Origin of the sequence: Providencia sp. PROV156, from assembly GCF_028480905.1 — a bacterium.
GTDB lineage: Bacteria > Pseudomonadota > Gammaproteobacteria > Enterobacterales > Enterobacteriaceae > Providencia > Providencia hangzhouensis.
Genome location: NZ_JAMPPE010000013.1, coordinates 110,529 through 133,517 on the forward strand (window position 1 = coordinate 110,529; position 22,989 = coordinate 133,517).

Here is a 22,989-nt window from a genome sequence, read left to right on the forward strand (position 1 = left end):
GATGGAAATATACCAAGTTAACTTTCTCCCTTGGCGCCAACAGCAAATAAAAAAGAAGATACGAGAGTTTTTACTCTTTTGTTCTGTAGTTTGCTGCTCAGTGATTATAGCGTGTGTTTTTTTATTTATTTTTCAACAAATTGAAATGAAAGACCTAAAAAATAGAAAGCACAATAACCAACTACAATATGAACAGATACAACAATTAGTATTGCAAATCGCGACTCAACAAACACAGATTAATAGCTTAATGAGCAAAAAAAGAAAGATAGATAGCATTATAGTAAATAACCAATTTTTACTTAAGTTACTACAAAACCTTCCAACTCTAACTCCACCCAAAAGTTGGCTAACAAATCTACAGTTAATGAATAACAAAATAGAGATCAAAGCTAACAGTTATGATTTTCAAGATATCAATTCGCTTGGCTTACAACTTAAAAATCACCCAGGTTTGAGTGATATTCAATTGAAAAAAATCAGCCGAGTGAATCAATTAAACCGTTTACACCTCACAGCCAAATATCAAGGAGTGCTCGATGAATGAGTCCATACATTCTTTTTGGTATCGCCCATTTTGGCAACAAACCCTACCTGTTTGGTTCTTAATTGTGCTTTGTATCACTGCGGGGTATTTTTTATACTGGAAAAAAAATCAAAATCAGATCATGGAATTAACCATTGAGAACCTGAATTTAATTGAAGCAATTACAAGAGAAAAGAAAGCTCTCTACCGCTCACCTTCGTTACAACAGCTTGAAGAACAAGCTCAATCGCTAAAGCAATCCGTTGATATTAAAGAAGCGCCTCTTGAATTACTGACACAGTTAAATACCTTGCTCTCACATTCATCTGTGACACTTAATCAATTGCAACCAACAGATACCAATACCTATTTTATGGAGTTTCAAGGCCACTTCATTCCTATTTATCACGTTATAGAACAGCTTCTTACCCTTCCTCAAACCCAGAGATGGCATTTTCATGACATAAAAATATATTTAAAACAAGGAATTATCATCACCTCCATCTCATTTTCATTGTTCAACGACACTCTCGCTATCAAGGATGATAACCGCAATGAATAGCTCACGAACTAACATCCTCATGCTGATTGCTGGGGGACTCTTCTTTTTATCTTCATTTTTAATCTCTGCCGAAGAGGTTAGAGATCCCTTTGCACCACTGATACCTCCCTTAGTAATAGAAAACCAGCCTACCCCGGAAACAGCAGTAGCGCAGGTAACGCCAAGTAAAACATCATTAACCCAAAAAATATTTAAATTAATCTCAACCAATGTCCAAGAGGTTCGTCATCTATTAGAACATCCAGATTCTTCGTTATTATCGAAAAATGCCTCTATCCATCACGATATCACGACAAACAGCCTTATTATTAAAGATGATCCAGATCGATTAGCACTGATTGATGAATGGATAAAACATCAAGATAAGCCAAATAAACAAGTACAGATCACTGCACATATCATTAGTAGCAGCCGAACTGCATTACAGGAGTTGGGCTTAGAATGGGGAATGATGGCAGGTGGAAATCTAAACGCTAATCACTTATATCGCTACAATCGTTACTCTTCAATATCAGGACAATTTGCCTTCAATGTTCTTAGTCTTGGTGATGGTTTGCTTGAAATGAAACTAAAAGCATTAGAAAAAGAAAATCTGCTTTCTATTATTGCGAGCCCTCGTTTAGTTGCTTCGCATCAACAACCCGCAAGTATTCAGCAAGGTACAGAGATCCCCTATGTCACCAGTAATGACAAAAAAACACACGTACAATTTAAAGATGCCGTTCTGGGTATGGATGTTACCCCCTCGATTGTGCGTGATGAAAAAATTGAGTTAAACCTTAAAATTAGTCATAACTCACCCGATACTGCACTCACTAGCAGCCAACATCATCACTTGGCCATCAATAAACAAGAAATCGCAACTAACGTAACCATCAAAAATAATGAAACCCTTATTCTTGGGGGAATTTTTCAGCAAAAACAAGAAAAAACAGAGATGGGCTTACCCTTTTTATCTCATATCCCTTTTCTAGGTACATTATTCACAAATACGGCAGAGCATACAGATAAGCGTGTCCTTATTGTTTTTATAACACCAAAACTTATCAATATTTAACATGGAAAAAATAACGCATATACTTCAAATAGTTGAATACACAATAAGTCAAAGATGACAAAAAAAAATATTTTTTATGGCATAAACCTACCGGATAAATTTGACGCTGGCGTCGTTTTAGCATACAAGGTTATCCATTGAGTGTTCTAACTATCCGTAGATTAAAGAACAAGCTGTCAGTCGCTTATAAAACAGCCACAATTAATGTTGCTCTATTCTTAACAGAAATAACTTGCTGATACCAATAGCTAGAAACTGTTAAAAAGCATGATAAACAAGGCATTAGACAACATAGACGGCTCAAGTATCGAAACCTGTAATTTTAAATATGGCACTTTGCTTGCTTAGTGCCATATTTATATAGTTGCAATTCAGGTTGATGTATTGAGATAATTTTCTTATCTGATCTCACATCATCACTTATGAGGTTTCAGTTTAGGTCCCGCCGCTAATCTGATTGGCGGGGCGGGTAATCATTAACGAATAATCGTAGTAATACCAAAAAACATGGCAGAGAAACGCAATATCTTTCTGGTTGGACCAATGGGTGCTGGCAAAAGTACTATTGGCCGTCAGTTGGCTCAACAGCTTAATATGGAGTTTTTCGACTCTGATCACGAGATAGAAAAACGCACTGGCGCAGATGTAGGCTGGGTATTCGACCTTGAAGGTGAAGAAGGCTTTCGCGATCGCGAAGAAAAAATCATCAATGAGCTTACAGAGAAACAAGGCATTGTATTAGCAACAGGTGGTGGCTCTGTTAAGTCTAAAGAGACCCGTAATCGCCTATCCGCTCGCGGTGTCGTTGTTTATCTTGAGACCACCATTGAGAAACAATTATCTCGTACACAACGTGACAAAAAACGTCCACTGCTACAAGTTGACGAACCCGCACGTGAGGTTCTTGAGAAACTGGCTGACGAACGTAATCCTATGTATGAAGAAATTGCTGATATTACCATTCATACTGATGAGCAAAGTGCAAAAGTTGTTGCCAACCAAATCATTGAACTATTAGAAAAAAACTAATTGTTCATGGTGTTATTTTCAAAAATGAACTCAAGGTAAAGCAAGATGGAAAAAGTCACCGTCACTCTAGGCGAACGTAGTTATCCAATCAATATTGCACCCGGCTTATATCAACAAACGGGGGCATTTGAGCCATTAACTGCGGGTCAACGAGCAATGATCGTGACAAATGAAACTCTTGCCCCTATTTATCTCGATAAGATAAAGAATGCCCTTGAAACTTCAGGCGTAAAAGTTGATACCATCATTCTACCGGATGGTGAACAATACAAATCATTATTCATTATGAATGATGTATTTACCGCATTACTTGAAAAACACCATAACCGTGACACCACCCTCATCGCTCTTGGTGGGGGCGTCATTGGTGACCTAACAGGTTTCGCAGCAGCAAGCTATCAGCGTGGAGTACGTTTTATTCAAGTACCTACGACCTTATTATCTCAAGTGGACTCTTCTGTCGGTGGTAAAACCGCCGTCAATCACCCACTAGGGAAAAATATGATCGGCGCATTTTATCAGCCCGCTTCTGTTGTGGTTGATCTCAACTGCTTAAAAACTCTCCCACCAAGAGAACTTGCCTCCGGCTTAGCAGAAGTCATTAAATATGGCATTATCCTCGATAGTGAATTTTTTAGCTGGCTAGAAGAGAATATTGATGCCCTCGTCTCTCTTGATGACCAAGCGATGGCTTACTGTATTCGCCGTTGTTGTGAACTAAAAGCACAAGTGGTTGCTGCGGATGAAAAAGAAACCAGTGGGTTACGCGCATTATTGAACTTAGGTCATACCTTTGGTCATGCTATCGAAGCGCATATGGGCTATGGCGTCTGGTTACATGGTGAAGCTGTCGCGGCTGGCATGGTTATGGCAGCAAAAACAGCAGAATTACTTGGTCAATTTACTCCTGAACAAACTCAGCGGGTGGTCACACTTTTAGAGCGTGCATCACTTCCCGTCAAAGGCCCTTCACAAATGAAGCCCGATGATTATCTCCCACATATGATGCGAGATAAAAAAGTGATGGGTGGAAAACTGCATTTAATTTTGCCTACCACTATCGGCCATTCGGAAATGCGTTCAGATGTTGATACGCAGACTGTCATTGCGGCAATATCATCCTGTATGTCATAAAACGAAGAAAAAGCTGAATTTTTACTGGCGTTTTAAAATGTTACTGGTAGATGTTCACTAAAGTCGTTAAATTATACGGTATGCCTACGCCTATATACGAAACTCTGAAAAAGCGTATTATCAATACCACTTTGGCTAGCGTGGTATTACGAAAGGATATATGCTTTAAATAAGCAGCGATGTCCTGCTTGGTCGTTAGAGGTTGTACTGATAAGAGACATTTTATCTCTACTATAGGCAAATTTTATTCGGGAGAGGAAAATGGACGAATTTAAACCAGATAACCAGTCTCAAGGTCAAAATGATCTTAGGCCTGATACATCAGATAGACCGACAGGGCGCTCACGCCAATCATCATCTGCTGCAAAACCTAAAATTGCACTTTCACGTCAACATATTATGATTGGTGTGGGTGTACTGGTCTTATTGCTGCTCATTATTGCTATCAGCTCAGCGCTGAAAGCCCCTACAGAGCATGAAAAGCAACAAACAACGGGTGCCAATAATTCACAGAATATCGATTTATCGGGTTCCTCATCGTTGACAAATTCACAAGGTCAAACGCTATCAGGGCAACCGCAAGAAATCACTGGTTCACAAATTACGCCAACGCCAACCCAAGGCGAACCTCAAACTCAACCAAATGGTCTGGGTGAGCGAATCGAAATACCTGGCGATGTAGTTGATGCCTTAAACCAAGGCCAAGTTTCTGTGCCAGGCACTAGCCAGCCACAAAATACGACACCGTTAACGCCACCAACCGTTAAACCTGTGGAACAACAACCCGTAGTCAAACCAGTAACGCCAGAAAAAACACCTGTAAAACCCGTTGAGCCAAAACACCCTGTGCAAACTAAACAGCCAGCAAAATCAACGGCAAGTAGCCAAGGTAGCAATATCATGTCTGCACCAGCAGGTAGCTACACATTGCAACTCAGCAGTGCAAGCCGCTCTGATACACTGGAAGCTTTCGCAAAAGAAAACAAATTGGCCAATTACAAAGTTTATAAAACCATACGTAATGGGCAAACTTGGTATGTTCTTATTCACGGAAATTATAGTTCAGTGACCGACGCAAAAAATGCAATAGGGACCTTACCTGCTGCAGTACAAGCGAAAAAACCGTGGGTTAGAAATATGAAACAAGTCAAACAGGATCAAAAATAACAACGTTTTTCCCCGGGCGCATTATGTTGTCCTGACAGAGTATAAATGCAGTTACTCTAAACGATTGTAATAATAAGACGGCATGAAAAAAAAACGCGCTTTTTTAAAATGGGCTGGGGGTAAATACCCCCTTGTGGAAGAAATCAAAAAACACCTTCCACAAGGTGATTGCTTAATTGAGCCTTTTGTTGGTGCTGGGTCAGTGTTTTTAAACACCAGTTATGATTCATACATACTGGCAGATATCAACAGTGACCTCATCAACCTCTACAATACGGTTAAAGACCGCGCTGATGCTTTTATCGAAGAAGCCCAGCAAATCTTCACACCTGAATATAATACTTCCGAACAATATTATTTAATGCGTGAAGCCTTTAACCAATCTACCGATACTGAGAAACGCAGTGTCCTTTTTTTATACTTAAACCGCCACTGCTATAATGGGTTATGCCGCTATAATTCTCGAGGTGAATTTAACGTTCCTTTTGGCCGCTATAAAAAACCCTATTTTCCTAAAGAAGAATTACTGTGGTTTGCTGAAAAATCACAAAATGCCACGTTTATGACTCAGCATTATGGTGAAACTTTGCTCAACGCAAAAGAGGGATCTGTTGTCTACTGTGACCCACCATATGCACCTTTATCAGATACAGCTAACTTCACGGCGTATCACACGAATGCATTTAATTCGCTCGAACAACAAAACTTAGCTATTTTGGCTCAAAAGTTATCAACAGAAAGTAAAATTCCTGTCTTGATCTCAAATCATGATACCCCGATGACGAGAGAGTGGTATTATCAAGCTCAATTGCATATTGTAAAAGTACGTCGCACCATTAGTAGAAATATATTAAACCGGACAAAAGTCAATGAGTTACTGGCATTATATCCGGGTATACCTAATAGCCTTTCTCCTAGAAAAACGGATAAGAAAAAAACGCAGCGCCTTGTACCTAGCGATGAATGGCTCTCAGATAACGATTAATAATCGGAGACAATAATGAAAAACTTTCTCATTGCCCCATCTATTTTATCTGCTGACTTTGCACGTTTAGGCGAAGATACCGCCAATGTTCTTGCAGCTGGTGCCGATATTGTGCATTTTGACGTTATGGACAACCACTACGTACCCAACTTAACGTTTGGCGCACCTATATGTAAAGCACTGCGAGACTACGGAATTACTGCACCTATCGATGTTCATTTAATGGTGAAGCCAGTTGACCGCATTATCCCAGATTTTGCTAAGGCCGGTGCAACCCATATTAGTTTCCATCCTGAAGCCAGCGAACATGTTGACCGCTCACTACAGTTAATTCGCGAACATGGCTGTACCGCGGGGTTAGTATTTAACCCAGCAACACCACTTAGCTACCTTGATTACGTCATGGATAAAGTCGATATGATCCTACTCATGTCTGTGAACCCAGGTTTTGGAGGCCAATCGTTTATTCCACAAACACTCAATAAATTGCGCCAAGTCCGTAAATTAATTGATGAAAGTGGCTATGATATTCGTTTGGAAGTCGACGGCGGTGTCAAAGTGAATAATATCGCAGAGATTGCAGCGGCAGGTGCCGATACCTTCGTTGCGGGTTCTGCTATTTTCGACCAACCGGACTATAAAACCGTCATCGACGCGATGCGTAACGAATTACAAAAGGTATCTCAATGACTGAAGTGGTATTAGAGAATATCAAAGCGATCGCTTTCGATTTAGACGGCACACTCGTAGACAGTGCAGCTGGCTTAGCTGAAGCCATCGACAACATGCTCAAAGAATTTAATTTTGCCCCTGCAGGTAAAGAACGCGTTTCTATTTGGGTAGGCAATGGTGTTGATGTGTTAGTTGAACGCGCACTTTCATGGGCGGGTGCCGAAATCACACCTGAGCGACAAAAAAAAGCTCGAGCCAGTTTTGATAAATTCTATGCAACGTCCGTCACAACAGGCAGCCAACTGTTTCCTGAAGTAAAAGACACTTTAGAGCAATTAACAAAACATGGCTTACCTATGGGGATTGTTACTAATAAAGCGACCCCATTTATTGCGCCATTATTAAAGAAATTAGGTATTGAACACTACTTTTCTCTAGTCTTGGGTAGCGATGACGTCAAAGCTTTAAAACCGCATCCTGCTCCCCTCTACCTAACGATGGGAACATTCGGTTTACGTAAAGAAGAATTGCTTTTTGTCGGCGATTCTCGTAATGATATTATTGCAGCGAAAAGCGCTGAATGCCCGTGTGTCGGTCTGACCTACGGTTATAACTATGGTGAATCTATTGCACTGAGTGAACCGAACTGTGTATTAACACATTTTTCTGATTTATTACCTGCAATCGGGTTATCTGAAATAAAATAAGCAAGGACATAACTAAATGAGCACTCCCACTGAAAAATTAAAGCAACCCCAAAAACCAATCGTATTCAGCGGCGCACAGCCTTCCGGTGAATTAACCATCGGTAACTACATGGGTGCATTACGTCAGTGGGTACAAATGCAAGATGACTACGACTGCATTTACTGTATCGTTGACCAGCACGCCATCACCGTTCGCCAAGACCCTGTTGAACTGCGTAAAAGAACCCTCGATACACTTGCGCTCTATTTAGCATGTGGTATTGACCCGAAAAAAAGCACCATTTTTGTGCAGTCACACGTACCACAACACGCTCAACTGAGCTGGGCGCTTAACTGCTACACCTATTTCGGTGAGTTGAGCCGTATGACTCAGTTTAAAGATAAATCTGCCCGTCACGCAGAAAATATCAATGCGGGACTCTTTGATTACCCAGTACTAATGGCAGCAGATATTTTGATTTATCAAACGAATCAAGTACCTGTTGGTATTGACCAGAAACAACACCTTGAATTGAGCCGTGATATTGCTCAACGCTTTAATGCCATTTATGGTGATATTTTCACTGTACCCGATCCATTCATTCCGACTGGTGGTGGTGCCCGTGTTATGGCTCTGCAAGATCCAACCAAGAAAATGTCTAAGTCCGATGATAACCGTAACAACGTTATCGCCTTATTAGAAGACCCGAAATCTGTCGTGAAAAAAATCAAACGCGCAATGACTGACTCCGAAGAGCCACCTCGTATTCGTTATGATTTAGAAAACAAACCAGGGGTTTCTAACTTATTAGATATCATGTCGGGTGTGACAGGTAAGAAAATTGCTGAACTTGAAGCCGAATTTGAAGGGCAAATGTACGGTCATCTTAAAGGAGCTGTGGCAGAAGCCGTTTCCGGTATGTTAACCACACTTCAAACTCGTTATCATGAATTCCGTAATGATGAAGCGCTGCTAAACCAAATTATGGGTGAAGGCGCAACCAAAGCCGCTGCTCGCGCACAAGAAACGTTAGATAAAGTTTACGAAGCTATTGGCTTCGTTAAACGCCCTCAGTAACAATCATTGTATTAACTCAGTAAAAATGGGGTTTTTCCCCCATTTTTACTCTAATCAATTTTCACCAATTAATTCATTGATGCTGTTTATTTCACCTTAACGCTCTGAATCTAATTGTTCATTATTTTTCAGAACATCTTGCGCCTTGCTGTAGCTCTCAATTAATAATTGATAAGCAGGGAAGATTTGTGTGTAAGCCATTGCCCACTCCGCCGCATCTTCGCGGTTCCAAGTCCCTTGTAGTTCTGAAGCAACCGCAGCAGTATCCATCGGCACCACACCCGCTTGAACAACACGCGCTAAAGTAATTTCTTGCGCCATTTTGCTGTAAGTGCCTGAAGCGTCAATCACCACAAATACTTGGTAGCCATCCATCACCGCACTAATTGCAGGGAACGCCATACAAACACTGGTAATAGTTCCGGCAATAATCAGTTGCTTTTTACCTGTTGCTTTCACGGCCGCCACAAACTCTGGGTTATCCCATGCATTAATTTCACCGCGGCGTGCAATATATTGTGCATGTGGTGCATTTTGATGAATTTCTGGTATCAACGGGCCATTTGGGCCTTGAGGTACAGAAGCAGTTGTTATTACTGGAATTTTAGCTAGGGAAGCCATTTTAGCCAGAACAGCGGCGCGAGCACGTAATTCCGTCATTGGCATATCACCTACAGTTTGAAATAAACCACTCTGGTGATCGATTAATAACATCACCGCATCTTCTGGGTTAATAGCAGGACGTTGACCATTAAAATTAGCTGGGCTACTCATGATGAAACCTCTCAATCGATAAAATATGAAACCTATTTTTTTTTTGATTTAAAAATAGAACGATATCCGCTCCGTTTTCGTATTATTTAGATTAATTCATCGATTTAAAGCTGAGTAGTCCAGTTTTTGATAAACACTGTTCTATAAATAGAATAATTAGACTTTATTTTATTGTTCTATCACTGCAACAATGAAACCTATTTTTGCCACTACTGCCAAATGATTTGCTCCTTTATTATTCAGTCATCAAAACAATTTTAGGAGCAAAACCATGAAAAAAATTATTGGTATCTATCAATCTCCTCGTAGCCATTGGGTAGGAGACGGCTTCCCTGTCCGTTCAATGTTTAGCTATAACGATCATGGGAAATACCTCAACCCATTCCTTTTGCTCGACAGAGCGGGGCCTTTTGATTTCCCAAGCTCAAATTCAGCAAACAGAGGCGTTGGAGAGCACCCACACCGTGGGTTTGAAACAGTCACGATTGTGTATGATGGCGAAGTCGCCCACCATGACTCTACGGGTGAAGGTGGTGTGATAGGCCCAGGTGATGTTCAGTGGATGACTGCAGCATCGGGTATTTTGCATCAAGAGTATCAGTCTGATGCCTTTATGAAAAAAGGTGGCACACTTGATATGGTGCAACTGTGGGTCAATTTGCCAGCAAAAGACAAATCAGCGGCCCCCGGCTACCAGCTGTTAGAAAGCCAAAGCATGCCAAAAGTCGCATTACCCAATGATGCAGGTACATTGCGAGTGATTGCCGGTGACTATTTGGGCAATAAGGGTGCAGCACAAACCTTTAGTCCATTGGATGTATGGGATTTGCAGCTTAACAAAGGTAAAACTGTGGGTATCCCAACTAAAGCGGGACGCCATGTCGGTTTAGTCATGCTACGTGGTTCAATATTTGTTGATGGCCGTTCTGCTTTAAACGAAGGGGAACTGATGATCCTCGACGATACAGACAGCAATATTCTGTTAGAAGCCACAGAAGATGCCTTAGTGCTGTTACTCAGTGGTGATCCCATTAATGAGCCAGTTGTTGGCTACGGCCCCTTTGTGATGAATACTGTTCAAGAAATCAATGAAGCCATAAATGATTTCAACAGTGGGAAATTTGGCCGCATTCCTGAAACACAATAAATGACGAATATTTCCCTGATAGCCTAATGCGCTATCGGGGAAATTTATTTCACTGACGGCGAAATATTATCTGCTAAATAATTTAACAGTAATTGGATTGACGGCAACAACCCTTTACGTGATGGATATACTGCATGAATGATATCTTCAGGAAACTGCCATTGCGGTAATACCTCTATCAAATTCCCTGATTCAATGTCTTTTTCTACCACACCATAAGGTAGCCTTGCGATCCCGACACCTTTTAGTGCCGCGCGGTATAACGTTAAGATATCTGTTGTCGCTAACTTAGGGGTAAAATGCTGCGTAAAGCTAAGGTCGTCACTATTTTTGAGGGTTAACGTGTAATTTTGTGAATGCTCCGTATTCGCTAACATAGGGTAATCCACCAGCTTTTCTGGTTCTGTAAGTTCACCCTGCTCTGCGAATAATTGTGGGCTAGCCACTAATATACGCCGTGAATACCCTAACACTTTCATCATTAAGCCTGAATCATCTAAGGGCAATGAACGTACACGAATAGCTAAATCTAACCCTTCACTAATGACATCAACAGGGCGGTTAACCGCTAAGATTTGGATATCAATATCAGGGTACTTTATCATAAAATCTACAAGTAGTTCATTGAGATATACTTGTAATAGTGCAACTGGACACGATAGTTTGATCGTTCCTTTCGGGTGTGACTGAACGGAACAAATCAATTCGTGAGCAACTTCAGCTTCATCAACTACATTTTTACACTGCTGATAAAAAACTTGTCCCACTTCCGTGACATGAAACTGGCGAGTAGAACGGTAAATCAATGAAACATTAAGATTTTTTTCTAAGTCTGCAATACGTCGGCTCAATTTAGATTTAGGGATACCCAGAGCCAAACCCGCTTGTGAAAACCCACCATATTCGACAACTTTCACAAAATAGTAGAGATCATTTAAATCATATTGCATCTCATTCCCCCAATATTCCCAATCGTAATATCACATCTTACTAAAAACCCTAAAAAAGCGCTTTAAAAATGAATACTTCCACTTAAGGCCTGCAAACAAAACAAGACCATGTTGTGTATATGGAGAAAGGAAAAATTATTGCTCAGGGAACACATCTCGAATTAATGGCGAATATACCGCGGTACCAACAGTTTATACAACAAATGCCTAAGACTTAGGCGTTATATTGCTAGCAAGTGCTTATGGCCAAATACTCTCTTTGCCATAAGCACATCGCTTTATATTAACGCTTACCAAACAACCGGTGCTTAAACTCTTCAATCCGGTGGTTATCTAAACGGTTCTGCATGGTTAAGCTCCAACTTGCGGATAGCCCTGCAGCACTTAAAAGCCGCTGATACAGCTCTTCATCATAAGGGGCGTGAAATGCAATCATAATGGCTTCTTGTACTGAAATATCACTATTGCGGCTTAATAAGGTTAATGGCGTATTTTCACTAACATTGCCTGTTTTAATGACACGGTACAGCCAACCACAGCGCCCATTGTCTTGCATCATTTGTGCAAAATTTTCAATTCCCGTTAACCCATTGAGCTTATAACAAGGGGAACGAGGCTGAGTGACCTGAATACGCGCATCACCCCATGCAAAAATATCCCCAATAAATACGTTTTCTTCACTCATACCCAATGTTGATATATTTTCCCCAAATGCAGAGGCAACAAATAAATCGGCTAAATCAGGATACGCATTTACCCAGAAATCATAATGTTCACGAGGATAATGGCAAAGTGCTCTATCAGGCCCGCCATGGAAGCGTTTTTCAGCTTGTTCATCGCCATCAAGTCCCAATTGCCCTAACATCAATAACCCGTCGGCAGCTTGCTTGTGAATAGCGCTGTGCCCACAAGACTGGGTTGCTTGGACTTTACCGATAAAAACTTGGGGAGATACTTTCATGCAAGATCACACCTTAATACTCACATAGGATGAAATAACTGTTACTGTGTTCAAGTTACCATAACCCATGGTTAATAACCTCACTAATTTTTAGCAGGGCTCCTATCAATGTCAGCTCTAAAATAATATATATCAATAGCCCCCAAGTGAGCGTAATCCACCAAGAATTAAACCACTTTAAAAATATCCATGGAAACCCAAAAATACGCGATACGGTTATCCCTGGTAACCTCAATTTTGGTATCCCTTTTGTCTTTGGTACTATTTGCCAGATGATAATTAACAAGAACATACCGCTAAACATGATAGTTCCCACCTGATTATCACCACCTTTAATTGTAATATTCACTACGTCAGCAATGACAGACATAATGAATACATATATCCCTGTTAGCACCATTATCGAAAATAGAAAATCTACCAATAAAAATATAGCGCCAAAAGTGTCTTTATTTTTATTTAAAAAGAAAAATAATAACGCATCACTAAGATATAAATAGAAAATAAAAATCATCGCAACTACGATAATAACCCGATTATCGATATCCGGAGACGGCGCCGCAATACAAAATATACTTCCCCAAAACATAAGAAGAAATAAATGAGAAAGAGAAAAACATACTCTAGGTTGACTGAAAAAAGCGGCCACTGCTGGATTAACTCGATCTGCAAGCTCTGGGTAATTTTGTATCAACTGCTGATATTGCTTCATCAACAAATCCAGCACCCCAGGTACTAACCGCATCCACCCAGTCACTTCTGCCTGCTTTCCAATTAAAAATTGCATTGTAAATGCTGAGATCGAGTACTTATGTGATGCTTCAATTTCGCAATCTTGCCATGCACGTTCAACAGCAGTTTTACGTAATTGATTTTGAATACCTTCTTGAATAAACATTGGAACCACACTGTCTGAATTATAATCATTTAACTGCCAATTCAATAATTCAGAAGCACAATCTACGGTCGATTCCATTAAGCCCTGCTGTTGTGATAATGCTTTGGCAAAATCCTTATGAAACTGAGCAAAAATGTGTAAATTGCCTTTTTCCATCACATGAGCCCAAAGAAAAGATAGCGCGGCCTTCCCTTTGCTTTCATTCTCCACAATCAGGCTCGCGACAGTATCAATTTCATCTTGAGTATAAACAGTTTCAGCCACTGCTATAGCAGGTAAAGGCTCATCTGCTACAAATGTATTTGATAACCAATCAGAAAAATAAATATCTTGATACCCGGTGTGGTCATTTAATAATACGGCTTCACCATAACTTTCGTCTTCAGAAGCAACTTCAGGCTGAGAACTCACTTGATAAGAGGATACGTTTTTTGCATTTTCAAATGCTTCTCTTAGCTGCTGATACTCTTTTGGATGAGTATCGGGTCGATATTTTTTGAGTTGCTTTGCATAAGCCCTACGGATTTCTTTTTCATCATGAGTAAACGGAATTCCCAATATTTGCCACATATCCATTAATGCAAATCCCTTTCATATCGTTTCAAAAATTGAACAACTTGCTGGCGAAATGTTGCGATCAAGCGTAAATCTTGGCTATTTAACGCTATCTCAAACTCAGTTGTTATCTTATCGACCCAAAGTCTGTCATCACCGAGCAAGAATTCATATAATTGAGAACAACGGGCTAACAATTCTCTATTTTCAGGCATATCCCTTGGATGCTGCTTTAACCCTGCAATTTTTGCCAAGCTGGCTGAAATTTGTGTCTCACTCATTTGGCCAGGTACCTTTTCAATCAATAACCGATAAACCTTAGGGCTACCTTGATAATGACACTCAACTTCAAGTAAACCATCAACCGTGTAAGTAAACCTAACTTCAATCGTCACTTCCCCGGCTGGTCGTGGAGGAATATCTATCTTTAATTCCCCAAGGAAAACATTATCTTTGACTAGGCGAGCTTCACCTTGATATACCTTGAGTAAAATATGCTCTTGGTTATCTACAATTGTACTTAGCTCCTGCATTTTACTGATAGGCAAGAAATTATTGCGTTCGATAATAGGAAGATAGTAACCAAATTCAAAACGCTCACCATGCTGTTTCGTGGTATCAACCCCCAATGAAAATGGCATGACATCGGTTAAAACGATATCATCCAAAGCGCAATCTGCCATTACCATACCTGCTTGGACACCAGCCCCTAAAGCAACTGCCTCATCAGGATTTAAATCATGCCGTGGAAATCGCCCGAAAAGACGAGCTACGGTTTGTCTAACGAGAGGCATACGTGTCGCCCCTCCCACTAGCAATATATCGTCAAGATCATTAAGCGAAAAACGGGAGTCATGCAATGCCTGTAAAATAGGTTGTTGAAGGCGAGCTAATAAAGGCTGACAACAAGTAGCTAGCTCTTGTTCTGTCATTTTCCATTCAAAATCTGACTCATTCCAATGCATAGAAACATAGCATTCTGGTGCTTGGCTCAAGGCTAACTTGAGATGTTCCGCCAATTTCAATAATTCAGGCCGTATCAGAAACTGATCTTTGTGTAATTCGGGGTACTTTTTCAACATCCACTGATAAATCACTTCACGAAAATCATCACCGCCTAAGCGTACATCACCACTACTAGCACAAACTTCGATAACGCCTTCAAACATATCGATGATCGATACGTCAAATGTGCCTCCTCCTAGGTCAAATGTGAGGTATTTATGTTCTTTATTTTCGAGTAACCCAAAAGCAAGTGAAGCAGCTGTTGGCTCATTTAATAACCTTACAACATTCAACCCAGCAAGCTGCCCCGCTGTTTTAACTGCGCGGCGCTGGACATCATTAAAATAAGCAGGAACTGTAATTATGGCGTCTTTGACGGCATAACCTAACCATGCTTCAACATCATCTTTAAGTTGACGTAACAACAAAGCGGAGACTTCTTCAGCACGAAATACAAGCTTACCTAGTGTTATAGTGGCATCTGTTCCCATATAACGTTTGAAACTCGCTTTAGTTATATTAGGATGACTTTGTAAACGTTCATGAGCAGCTTGTCCTACGATAATCTGGCCTTCATCATCTAAACCAACCACAGAAGGTGTTAGAACGTTTCCTTGTAGATTAGGAATTAGGACTGATTTGCCATCTAACCACAAACTTACCGCACTGTTACTTGTCCCAAGGTCAATCCCCATGACTAAGTGTGTTGCTAAACGATCCATTTTTATTTATTCCTTATTTATCAACAAACTAAATCCATATCATTATTGAAATAAATTAATAACCAATATTTTAAATGATAATGAGTTTTATTTAATAATAAAAAGTAAAGTTTTGGAATCGATATCAAATTGTAGGCATAAAAAAAGCGCAGCATTAACGCTGCGCTTATAGCAAATTACGTTATCTTATAAGATTATTTAGCTTTCGCTGCAAAACGTGCCGCTGCTTCATCCCAGTTCACAACTGACCAGAATGCTTTAATATAATCAGGACGGCGGTTTTGGAATTTCAGATAATAAGCGTGTTCCCATACGTCTAAACCGATGATTGGGTAACCAGATGCGCCTGAAATAGCCTCACCCATTAATGGGCTGTCTTGGTTTGCTGTTGAAACTACAGCTAATTTACCGTCATCTTTCAGAACCAGCCACGCCCAACCAGAACCGAAACGGGTTGCAGCTGCTTTTTCAAACAGTTCTTTGAATGCATCAACGCTACCGAAATCACGCTCAATCGCAGCTTTTAATTCGCCTTTTAATTCAGTACCTAATTTCAAACCTTTCCAGAACAGACTATGGTTTGAGTGGCCACCTGCGTTGTTACGAACAAACGTACGTTGATCAGCAGGAATTTGGTCTAATTTTTGAATCAGAACATCGATATCTAAACCTGCTAATTCAGGTAGTTTTTCTAACGCTGTATTGGTGTTAGTCACATAGGTTTGATGGTGCTTAGTATGGTGGATTTCCATGGTTTGCTTGTCAAAATGTGGTTCCAACGCATCATAAGCATAAGGTAAAGCAGGTAATGTATAACTCATATTATTGTCTCCAGTGACGTAAATACCGCTATGTTTCTCATTTTTACCACAAGGCTCATAGGGTAAACACTTGCGTAACTTCGCACCTTGTGAATAACTATCTATTATAGTTATTTTACTGTTAATGAAAATCATTATCAAACCCATGAGAAATGTATGGATATTTATATTCGCTATGAGAACTTGTTTATTCAGTAACTAATACCAACAACCCCGCCATTTATTTTTCTTTAAATCTACCTTTTATTATATTTTTAGATTTATATATCAATTTGACATTTAGCATCAAATGATAATCCTGCAAATCTCATTACAATTAATACGTGATCTTCCGCGCAAAAGAAAAACAAATTTAAAAATCGTGCTTTAGTTAACCATTTTTTGACATAGTATTAACATCTGCAAGGAGATAATAATATGACTCAAATAACTAAACATCCCGTTCCTGCTGAAATTGCAAAAAATGCCCTGATAAACGAACAACAGTATAACGATGAGTACCAACGCTCGATTCAAGACCCTGAAGGATTTTGGGGCGAAAAAGGAAAAATCGTTGATTGGATTAAACCGTACACTCGTGTTAAAAACACCTCTTTTGACCCCGGGCACATCGATATCCGCTGGTTTGAAGACGGTACATTAAATTTAAGTGCTAACTGTTTGGATCGCCATCTGGCTGAAAAAGGCGACCAAACTGCGATTATTTGGGAAGGCGATGACCCTTCATCGTCAAAAAATGTCACTTACCGCGAACTGCACCATGATGTTTGTCAGTTTGCTAATGTCCTAAAACAACAAGGGATCCGTAAAGGTGATGTCGTCGCCATTTACATGCCGATGGTTGTCGAAGCTGCTGTCGCGATGCTAGCTTGTGCTCGTATTGGTGCTATACATACGGTCATTTTTGCTGGTTTCTCCCCTGAGGCGGTCTCTGGTCGCGTTATCGACTGTAAAGCGAAGCTCATCATCACTGCAGATGAAGGCTTACGTGCTGGCCGCGCAATTCCATTAAAGAAAAATGTGGATGACGCACTCGCCAACCCACAAGTCACAACGGTTTCTAATGTGATTGTTTACCAACGCACAGGCAACGCGCCGAGCTGGATAGAAGGCCGTGATCTCTGGTGGCACGACGTCATCAAAGGCGTCAGTGCAGATTGCCCTCCAGAAGAAATCAACGCAGAAGACCCGCTGTTCATCCTATATACCTCAGGCTCTACAGGTAAACCGAAAGGCGTTCTGCATACCACTGGCGGTTATTTAGTCTATGCCACACTGACATTTAAATACACCTTCGACTACCATCCAGGTGAAGTCTATTGGTGTACTGCAGATGTAGGCTGGGTAACAGGCCATAGCTATTTGTTATATGGGCCATTATCCAATGGCGCTAAAACATTAATGTTCGAAGGGGTACCTAATTACCCAGCAGTTAACCGAATGAGCCAAGTGGTTGATAAACACCAAGTCAATATCCTTTATACTGCCCCAACGGCTATCCGCGCATTAATGGCCGAAGGCGATAAAGCCATTGAAGGTACAGATCGCAGCTCATTACGAATTCTCGGCTCCGTGGGGGAACCCATTAACCCTGAAGCTTGGGAATGGTTCTATAAAAAAATTGGGAACAGCCGCTGCCCTGTTGTCGATACATGGTGGCAAACCGAAACAGGTGGTTTCATGATCACACCACTTCCGGGGGCAACCATGTTAAAGCCAGGGTCTGCAACATTGCCATTCTTTGGTGTTCGCCCTGCATTAGTCGATAACCTTGGTGAACCTATCGAAGGCGCCACAGAAGGTAACTTAGTGATTGTTGATTCATGGCCGGGCCAAGCCCGAACCTTATTCGGCGATCACGAACGCTTCGAGCAAACCTACTTCTCAACCTTTAAAGGCATGTACTTTAGTGGTGATGGTGCTCGTCGTGATGAAGATGGTTATTACTGGATCACTGGCCGTGTTGACGATGTACTGAATATTTCGGGCCACCGTTTAGGTACCGCAGAAATAGAATCAGCGCTCGTTGCACATCCGAAAGTGGCTGAAGCTGCCGTGGTCGGTATTCCTCATAATATTAAAGGCCAAGCAATCTATGCTTATGTCACATTAATATCTGGGGTTGAGCCATCACCAGAGCTATACACCGAAGTTCGCAACTGGGTTCGTAAGGAAATCGGCCCTATTGCCACCCCGGATGTACTCCACTGGACGGATTCACTGCCCAAAACCCGTTCCGGTAAAATCATGCGTCGCATCCTACGAAAAATTGCATCAGGAGACACCAGTAATTTCGGAGATACCTCCACTCTGGCTGATCCAGGTGTTGTCGAAAAACTACTCGAAGAAAAACAGTCTATGAGTATGTCATAACGCCAAAAGGCCAACTCATAGAGGCGGCCTTACATACATCCCAACAAGATGGTTTACTCTAAATAATTCGAGGTGCAGCTAGGCGACAAGCGAACGAAACACGAGGAGCATACATAAGTATGTGACTCGTGTGAGTGAGTGCAGTCAACAAAGCTGCAACTTGAAGTATGACGAGTATAACAGAGGAGAACTCTGATGAATGCTACTGCTTACGAAAAGGTAGAGGATAACCCTCGCTTTCAAGAACTGGTTAGGAAACGTAGTCGCTTTTCATGGTTGTTATCTGCAATAACGCTCGTGCTGTATGTGGGTTTTATTTTTCTTATCGCTTTTGACCCAAGTTGGCTTGGAACACCAATATCCGAAGGTTCATACATAACAAGAGGGATCCCTGTTGGTGTAGGACTAATCGTCATTTCGTTTGTACTCACTGGGCTTTACGTCATCCGAGCCAACGGTGAATATGACCGCTTAACGGCAGAAATTTTAAAAGAGGTAGAAAAATGAAAATATTGCTCTCACTCATTCTCTTTTTTACCTCATCAATGGCGTTTTCTGATGCATTGACAGGGGATGTTGAACGCCAGCCTGTAAATATTCAGGCGATTGTGATGTTCTTACTGTTTGTCGGCTTCACTTTGTATATTACCTACTGGGCGTCAAAAAGAACGCGTTCTCGCTCTGATTACTACACTGCGGGCGGGAAAATTACCGGTTTCCAAAACGGGATGGCTATCGCGGGTGACTTTATGTCTGCGGCTTCCTTCTTAGGGATCTCTGCTCTGGTTTATACCTCTGGCTATGATGGCTTAATCTACTCGATTGGCTTCTTAATTGGCTGGCCGATCATTCTATTCTTAATTGCCGAGCGCTTACGTAATTTAGGTCGCTATACCTTCGCTGATGTTGCTTCTTATCGATTAAAACAAAGACCAATTCGTATTCTATCTGCGGTTGGCTCTCTGGTTGTTGTTGCACTGTATCTTATTGCTCAAATGGTTGGTGCGGGTAAATTAATTGAATTGTTATTTGGTCTCAATTACCACGTCGCTGTTGTCATTGTGGGTATATTGATGGTGCTATATGTCTTATTTGGTGGAATGTTAGCCACAACTTGGGTGCAAATTATTAAAGCCATCTTGTTATTAGCGGGTGCAACATTCATGGCCGTTATGGTTATGAAGCATGTTGGCTTTAACTTTAATACCTTATTTAAAGAAGCCGTTGAAGTTCATAAAAATGGTATTGCTATTATGAGCCCAGGAGGACTGGTTTCCGACCCAATATCCGCCTTATCCCTTGGTCTTGCATTGATGTTTGGTACCGCTGGCCTCCCTCACATTATTATGCGATTCTTCACCGTTAGTGACGCTAAAGAAGCTCGTAAAAGTGTGTTCTATGCCACTGGATTTATCGGTTACTTTTACATACTAACCTTTATTATTGGTTTTGGTGCCATCGTTCTAGTCAGTTCCAATCCTGCATTTAAAGATGCTACTGGAGCACTTATCGGTGGAACAAACATGGCTGCTGTTCACCTTGCAGATGCCGTCGGTGGCAATTTCTTCTTAGGCTTTATTTCTGCAGTTGCATTCGCCACTATCCTTGCTGTTGTTGCTGGTTTAACCTTAGCAGGCGCCTCCGCGGTTTCTCATGACCTATATGCGATGGCAATGAAAAATGGTAAAGCGGATGAAAAAGATGAATTACGTGTCTCTAAAATTACCGTTGTTATCTTAGGTTTTGTTGCAATTGGCCTCGGTATTTTGTTTGAAAAACAAAACATTGCCTTCATGGTCGGCTTAGCATTCTCTATTGCGGCTAGTTGTAACTTCCCAATCATTTTACTGTCGATGTACTGGCGTAAGCTGACAACTCGCGGTGCATTGGCTGGCGGTTGGTTAGGGCTAATTACTGCTGTTGTTTTAATGATTTTAGGACCAACCATCTGGGTCAGTATTCTTCACCATGAAAAACCAATCTATCCATATGAGTACCCAGCCTTCTTCTCCATGATTGTTGCATTTGTTGCTTCATGGCTATTCTCTGTAACAGATAATTCAGAACAAGGAAAAATGGAAAGAGAGCGCTTTAAAGAGCAATTTGTTCGTTCACAAATTGGACTCGGTATTGAGCAGGGTAAATCACACTAAACCTAACTTTATTGCCACACCAAACGGCTCAGTGTATCGAGCCGTTTTTTATTAATAGTTTATTTAAACCTCTTTTAGTCTCATCATTATTTCTCTTTATATTATCTTATAAATCAATATGATATATAAAATCACATAAAGGAGTTGATAGTATATTTAACTCTTTTATCAGAAGTTTTATGTAAAAAAAATCCTTCTTTCTACGTAGAGAAAAGAAGGATATTGATAATATTGAAAAACTTATTTTTGTTTTCGTTATTCGATACTATCTTGCATAGTGTTGTCTTTCTACATCAGCCCAATTTTCTACTAATGAATAAAACTCTGCTGAACTTGTTTTTCTTTCTTCTTGTAATTTTTTAAATTCTTGCTTGTTTTTCGGCGTATAACGAGAAAGTAACTGGTCTAATACAATATTTTTATCTGCGAATTGGGAACCTAGTTTTAATTTTTTATACAGCACTACTGTAATCAACCCACTGATAGCGAGCATTCCAATGACAGTGACAAAGCTATAGTCAATGCCAAGGGTATTTCTCACTGTATTTAACAGTAAAAAAGGAACAAAAAACATCACTAATAAAGAAAGAATCGTTGCACCGTCTTGCCCATTATTAAATTCATTTTCTTTCTGTTTATTTACAGAAATAATTTGGTCGAAAATTCGATGATTAGCGCTTTTTGATTTATTCATCTGACCCACCTTTGCTATACAAATATTGTTTACACGAAATACCATTCATTAAAAGGTATAACTTGCTTAGCTGGCCTATCTTTCATATCTGGATGTAAGTTTCTTTCCTTTGAAAATTTCACTTATAAGCAAACTTCATCGGTAACGTGATAGCTGGATATACCATTAACTACCTAACACAGTATAAATGTAATAAATTGAAACATCAATTTAACAATTTTTATATAAAAAAATAAACAATCGTGCGCTTATTCATTAAAAATATACAAACAAAATAGTTAATTTATTTATGAGTAAAATTAGTTATTTTATTTTTATCTATTGATATTAATGAATTTATTGTTCAAATAATGACTTACTTGGGTTACTTAATTAACACCATAAAAACCATTAAAACTATAAACATTATAGGGCAAGTTAAGAATAATCCTGTCAGATAATTTCGTTAAGTCATTATTATTTTTAATAGATCATAGATTATCTATCAACCAGAGAGTCAAATCACACAGCAATTGCACTCGGAGATATAAACTTATCTAACCTACCTCTACTACCTTTGCTGTAAAGCTGTTATTTACTATTTTGCCCCCTTCAATTACATTTACCATCTCAATATCCCAATACAATAATTACGAAACCTGAAATATAGTCATCACTAAATATATATTCTTTGTCATCACAATTTATGAGCTTTTACTTGCTACTTTATGTTTCTTAATCACATTTATCACTTAAATACAGGGAATTGAGTTTTCCTCCTACCCTCCTCGCCCATTCCCTATACGGCTAAAAAGAGAGGTGAGTTGTTACTTACTACTTTGCATTTAAAATATCCATTCAGCACACCAATACAACCGCTCCCCCTCCATTGCTTCTCCTAACCCCTGTTATCCCACCATCGCCAACAGCCACCGCCCTTTCAACAAGTGAGTTTTTACTTACTACTTTGACTCAAGCGGTGTCATTCATCACCGTGATGGACAAACATCCAATCCACAGTACTCTCCTGATATTCTTAAAATTCTGCTACCCTAAACAAT

21 protein-coding genes are annotated in these 22,989 nt (G+C 40.2%); 14 read left to right on the forward strand and 7 right to left on the reverse strand.

Features of this window, described 5'->3' with window-relative positions; genetic code table 11:
* Nucleotide 1: 1 nt before the first annotated feature.
* The 10 genes from PSF31_RS11440 to trpS all read left to right on the forward strand — a co-directional run bounded on the left by PSF31_RS11440 (nt 2) and on the right by trpS (nt 8,896).
* Nucleotides 2-547, forward strand: a complete 546-nt coding sequence (locus PSF31_RS11440) for a PilN domain-containing protein (RefSeq protein ID WP_004263186.1) — start codon at nt 2-4, stop codon at nt 545-547.
* Nucleotides 540-1,088, forward strand: coding sequence for a hypothetical protein (locus PSF31_RS11445; RefSeq protein ID WP_164561263.1), 549 nt, complete (start codon nt 540-542; stop codon nt 1,086-1,088). The genes PSF31_RS11440 and PSF31_RS11445 overlap by 8 nt, the downstream gene beginning before the upstream one ends.
* Nucleotides 1,081-2,145 (forward strand): secretin N-terminal domain-containing protein, encoded by a 1,065-nt coding sequence (locus PSF31_RS11450; RefSeq protein WP_420719978.1) that lies wholly within the window; start codon nt 1,081-1,083, stop codon nt 2,143-2,145. Before PSF31_RS11445 ends, PSF31_RS11450 begins: the two co-directional genes overlap by 8 nt.
* Before the next feature lie 507 nt (nt 2,146-2,652).
* On the forward strand, nt 2,653-3,174 hold the full coding sequence (gene aroK / locus PSF31_RS11455) for a shikimate kinase AroK (RefSeq protein WP_004263200.1): 522 nt from the start codon (nt 2,653-2,655) through the stop codon (nt 3,172-3,174).
* Between the two features lie 45 nt (nt 3,175-3,219).
* Nucleotides 3,220-4,308 carry a 3-dehydroquinate synthase gene (gene aroB, locus PSF31_RS11460; protein ID WP_004263201.1) on the forward strand — a complete coding sequence of 363 codons (1,089 nt, stop codon included), beginning with the start codon at nt 3,220-3,222 and terminating at the stop codon, nt 4,306-4,308.
* Nucleotides 4,309-4,569: 261 nt separating this feature from the next.
* Nucleotides 4,570-5,475, forward strand: a complete 906-nt coding sequence (locus PSF31_RS11465) for an SPOR domain-containing protein (RefSeq protein ID WP_096863477.1) — start codon at nt 4,570-4,572, stop codon at nt 5,473-5,475.
* 82 nt (nt 5,476-5,557) lie between these two features.
* Complete coding sequence (gene dam, locus PSF31_RS11470) at nt 5,558-6,460, forward strand: adenine-specific DNA-methyltransferase (RefSeq protein ID WP_004263205.1); 903 nt, start codon at nt 5,558-5,560, stop codon at nt 6,458-6,460.
* 15 nt (nt 6,461-6,475) lie between these two features.
* On the forward strand, nt 6,476-7,150 hold the full coding sequence (rpe, locus tag PSF31_RS11475) for a ribulose-phosphate 3-epimerase (RefSeq protein WP_004263207.1): 675 nt from the start codon (nt 6,476-6,478) through the stop codon (nt 7,148-7,150).
* On the forward strand, nt 7,147-7,839 hold the full coding sequence (locus PSF31_RS11480) for a phosphoglycolate phosphatase (protein WP_004263209.1): 693 nt from the start codon (nt 7,147-7,149) through the stop codon (nt 7,837-7,839). Before rpe ends, PSF31_RS11480 begins: the two co-directional genes overlap by 4 nt.
* Before the next feature lie 16 nt (nt 7,840-7,855).
* Nucleotides 7,856-8,896, forward strand: a complete 1,041-nt coding sequence (trpS, locus tag PSF31_RS11485) for a tryptophan--tRNA ligase (RefSeq protein WP_096863476.1) — start codon at nt 7,856-7,858, stop codon at nt 8,894-8,896.
* 96 nt (nt 8,897-8,992) lie between these two features.
* Here the strand turns inward: trpS and PSF31_RS11490 are convergent, their stop codons facing one another.
* Nucleotides 8,993-9,670, reverse strand: a complete 678-nt coding sequence (locus PSF31_RS11490; protein ID WP_004906617.1) for a hydrolase — start codon at nt 9,668-9,670, stop codon at nt 8,993-8,995.
* 271 nt (nt 9,671-9,941) lie between these two features.
* Here PSF31_RS11490 and PSF31_RS11495 point away from each other — a divergent pair, with 271 nt between their 5' ends.
* On the forward strand, nt 9,942-10,817 hold the full coding sequence (locus tag PSF31_RS11495) for a pirin family protein (protein WP_004263218.1): 876 nt from the start codon (nt 9,942-9,944) through the stop codon (nt 10,815-10,817).
* A 44-nt stretch (nt 10,818-10,861) separates the two neighbouring features.
* Here the strand turns inward: PSF31_RS11495 and PSF31_RS11500 are convergent, their stop codons facing one another.
* The 5 genes from PSF31_RS11500 to sodA all read right to left on the reverse strand — a co-directional run bounded on the left by PSF31_RS11500 (nt 10,862) and on the right by sodA (nt 16,729).
* Complete coding sequence (locus PSF31_RS11500) at nt 10,862-11,767, reverse strand: LysR substrate-binding domain-containing protein (RefSeq protein ID WP_096863475.1); 906 nt, start codon at nt 11,765-11,767, stop codon at nt 10,862-10,864.
* A gap of 283 nt (nt 11,768-12,050) precedes the next feature.
* Nucleotides 12,051-12,728, reverse strand: coding sequence for a 6-hydroxyaminopurine reductase (gene yiiM / locus PSF31_RS11505; RefSeq protein ID WP_004263226.1), 678 nt, complete (start codon nt 12,726-12,728; stop codon nt 12,051-12,053).
* A 55-nt stretch (nt 12,729-12,783) separates the two neighbouring features.
* Entirely contained in the window at nt 12,784-14,202 is a 1,419-nt protein-coding gene (locus PSF31_RS11510) for a J domain-containing protein (RefSeq protein WP_096863474.1), read from the reverse strand.
* On the reverse strand, nt 14,202-15,908 hold the full coding sequence (locus PSF31_RS11515) for an Hsp70 family protein (protein WP_099975386.1): 1,707 nt from the start codon (nt 15,906-15,908) through the stop codon (nt 14,202-14,204). Before PSF31_RS11515 ends, PSF31_RS11510 begins: the two co-directional genes overlap by 1 nt.
* Nucleotides 15,909-16,102: 194 nt before the next feature.
* On the reverse strand, nt 16,103-16,729 hold the full coding sequence (gene sodA / locus PSF31_RS11520) for a superoxide dismutase [Mn] (protein ID WP_094962904.1): 627 nt from the start codon (nt 16,727-16,729) through the stop codon (nt 16,103-16,105).
* Between the two features lie 417 nt (nt 16,730-17,146).
* Here sodA and acs point away from each other — a divergent pair, with 417 nt between their 5' ends.
* The 3 genes from acs to actP all read left to right on the forward strand — a co-directional run bounded on the left by acs (nt 17,147) and on the right by actP (nt 21,255).
* A complete protein-coding gene (gene acs / locus PSF31_RS11525) occupies nt 17,147-19,102 on the forward strand; it encodes an acetate--CoA ligase (RefSeq protein WP_096863473.1) in 1,956 nt (651 codons plus the stop codon).
* 195 nt (nt 19,103-19,297) lie between these two features.
* Nucleotides 19,298-19,609 (forward strand): DUF485 domain-containing protein, encoded by a 312-nt coding sequence (locus PSF31_RS11530; protein ID WP_004263244.1) that lies wholly within the window; start codon nt 19,298-19,300, stop codon nt 19,607-19,609.
* Entirely contained in the window at nt 19,606-21,255 is a 1,650-nt protein-coding gene (gene actP / locus PSF31_RS11535; protein WP_004263246.1) for a cation/acetate symporter ActP, read from the forward strand. The genes PSF31_RS11530 and actP overlap by 4 nt, the downstream gene beginning before the upstream one ends.
* 265 nt (nt 21,256-21,520) lie before the next feature.
* Here actP and PSF31_RS11540 read toward each other — a convergent pair whose 3' ends face one another.
* Nucleotides 21,521-21,949, reverse strand: a complete 429-nt coding sequence (locus tag PSF31_RS11540) for a hypothetical protein (RefSeq protein WP_164561264.1) — start codon at nt 21,947-21,949, stop codon at nt 21,521-21,523.
* Nucleotides 21,950-22,989: the final 1,040 nt, after the last annotated feature.

Excerpts from the sequence above, each read along its gene's own strand:
- PSF31_RS11440 (WP_004263186.1), top strand. The coding sequence starts at position 2 with ATGGAAATATACCAAGTTAACTTTCTCCCTTGGCGCCAACAGCAAATA.
- PSF31_RS11445 (WP_164561263.1), top strand. The coding sequence starts at position 540 with ATGAATGAGTCCATACATTCTTTTTGGTATCGCCCATTTTGGCAACAA.
- PSF31_RS11450 (WP_420719978.1), top strand. The coding sequence starts at position 1,081 with ATGAATAGCTCACGAACTAACATCCTCATGCTGATTGCTGGGGGACTC.
- aroK (WP_004263200.1), top strand. The coding sequence starts at position 2,653 with ATGGCAGAGAAACGCAATATCTTTCTGGTTGGACCAATGGGTGCTGGC.
- aroB (WP_004263201.1), top strand. The coding sequence starts at position 3,220 with ATGGAAAAAGTCACCGTCACTCTAGGCGAACGTAGTTATCCAATCAAT.
- PSF31_RS11465 (WP_096863477.1), top strand. The coding sequence starts at position 4,570 with ATGGACGAATTTAAACCAGATAACCAGTCTCAAGGTCAAAATGATCTT.
- dam (WP_004263205.1), top strand. The coding sequence starts at position 5,558 with ATGAAAAAAAAACGCGCTTTTTTAAAATGGGCTGGGGGTAAATACCCC.
- rpe (WP_004263207.1), top strand. The coding sequence starts at position 6,476 with ATGAAAAACTTTCTCATTGCCCCATCTATTTTATCTGCTGACTTTGCA.
- PSF31_RS11480 (WP_004263209.1), top strand. The coding sequence starts at position 7,147 with ATGACTGAAGTGGTATTAGAGAATATCAAAGCGATCGCTTTCGATTTA.
- trpS (WP_096863476.1), top strand. The coding sequence starts at position 7,856 with ATGAGCACTCCCACTGAAAAATTAAAGCAACCCCAAAAACCAATCGTA.
- PSF31_RS11490 (WP_004906617.1), bottom strand. The coding sequence starts at position 9,670 with ATGAGTAGCCCAGCTAATTTTAATGGTCAACGTCCTGCTATTAACCCA.
- PSF31_RS11495 (WP_004263218.1), top strand. The coding sequence starts at position 9,942 with ATGAAAAAAATTATTGGTATCTATCAATCTCCTCGTAGCCATTGGGTA.
- PSF31_RS11500 (WP_096863475.1), bottom strand. The coding sequence starts at position 11,767 with ATGCAATATGATTTAAATGATCTCTACTATTTTGTGAAAGTTGTCGAA.
- yiiM (WP_004263226.1), bottom strand. The coding sequence starts at position 12,728 with ATGAAAGTATCTCCCCAAGTTTTTATCGGTAAAGTCCAAGCAACCCAG.
- PSF31_RS11510 (WP_096863474.1), bottom strand. The coding sequence starts at position 14,202 with ATGGATATGTGGCAAATATTGGGAATTCCGTTTACTCATGATGAAAAA.
- PSF31_RS11515 (WP_099975386.1), bottom strand. The coding sequence starts at position 15,908 with ATGGATCGTTTAGCAACACACTTAGTCATGGGGATTGACCTTGGGACA.
- sodA (WP_094962904.1), bottom strand. The coding sequence starts at position 16,729 with ATGAGTTATACATTACCTGCTTTACCTTATGCTTATGATGCGTTGGAA.
- acs (WP_096863473.1), top strand. The coding sequence starts at position 17,147 with ATGACTCAAATAACTAAACATCCCGTTCCTGCTGAAATTGCAAAAAAT.
- PSF31_RS11530 (WP_004263244.1), top strand. The coding sequence starts at position 19,298 with ATGAATGCTACTGCTTACGAAAAGGTAGAGGATAACCCTCGCTTTCAA.
- actP (WP_004263246.1), top strand. The coding sequence starts at position 19,606 with ATGAAAATATTGCTCTCACTCATTCTCTTTTTTACCTCATCAATGGCG.
- PSF31_RS11540 (WP_164561264.1), bottom strand. The coding sequence starts at position 21,949 with ATGAATAAATCAAAAAGCGCTAATCATCGAATTTTCGACCAAATTATT.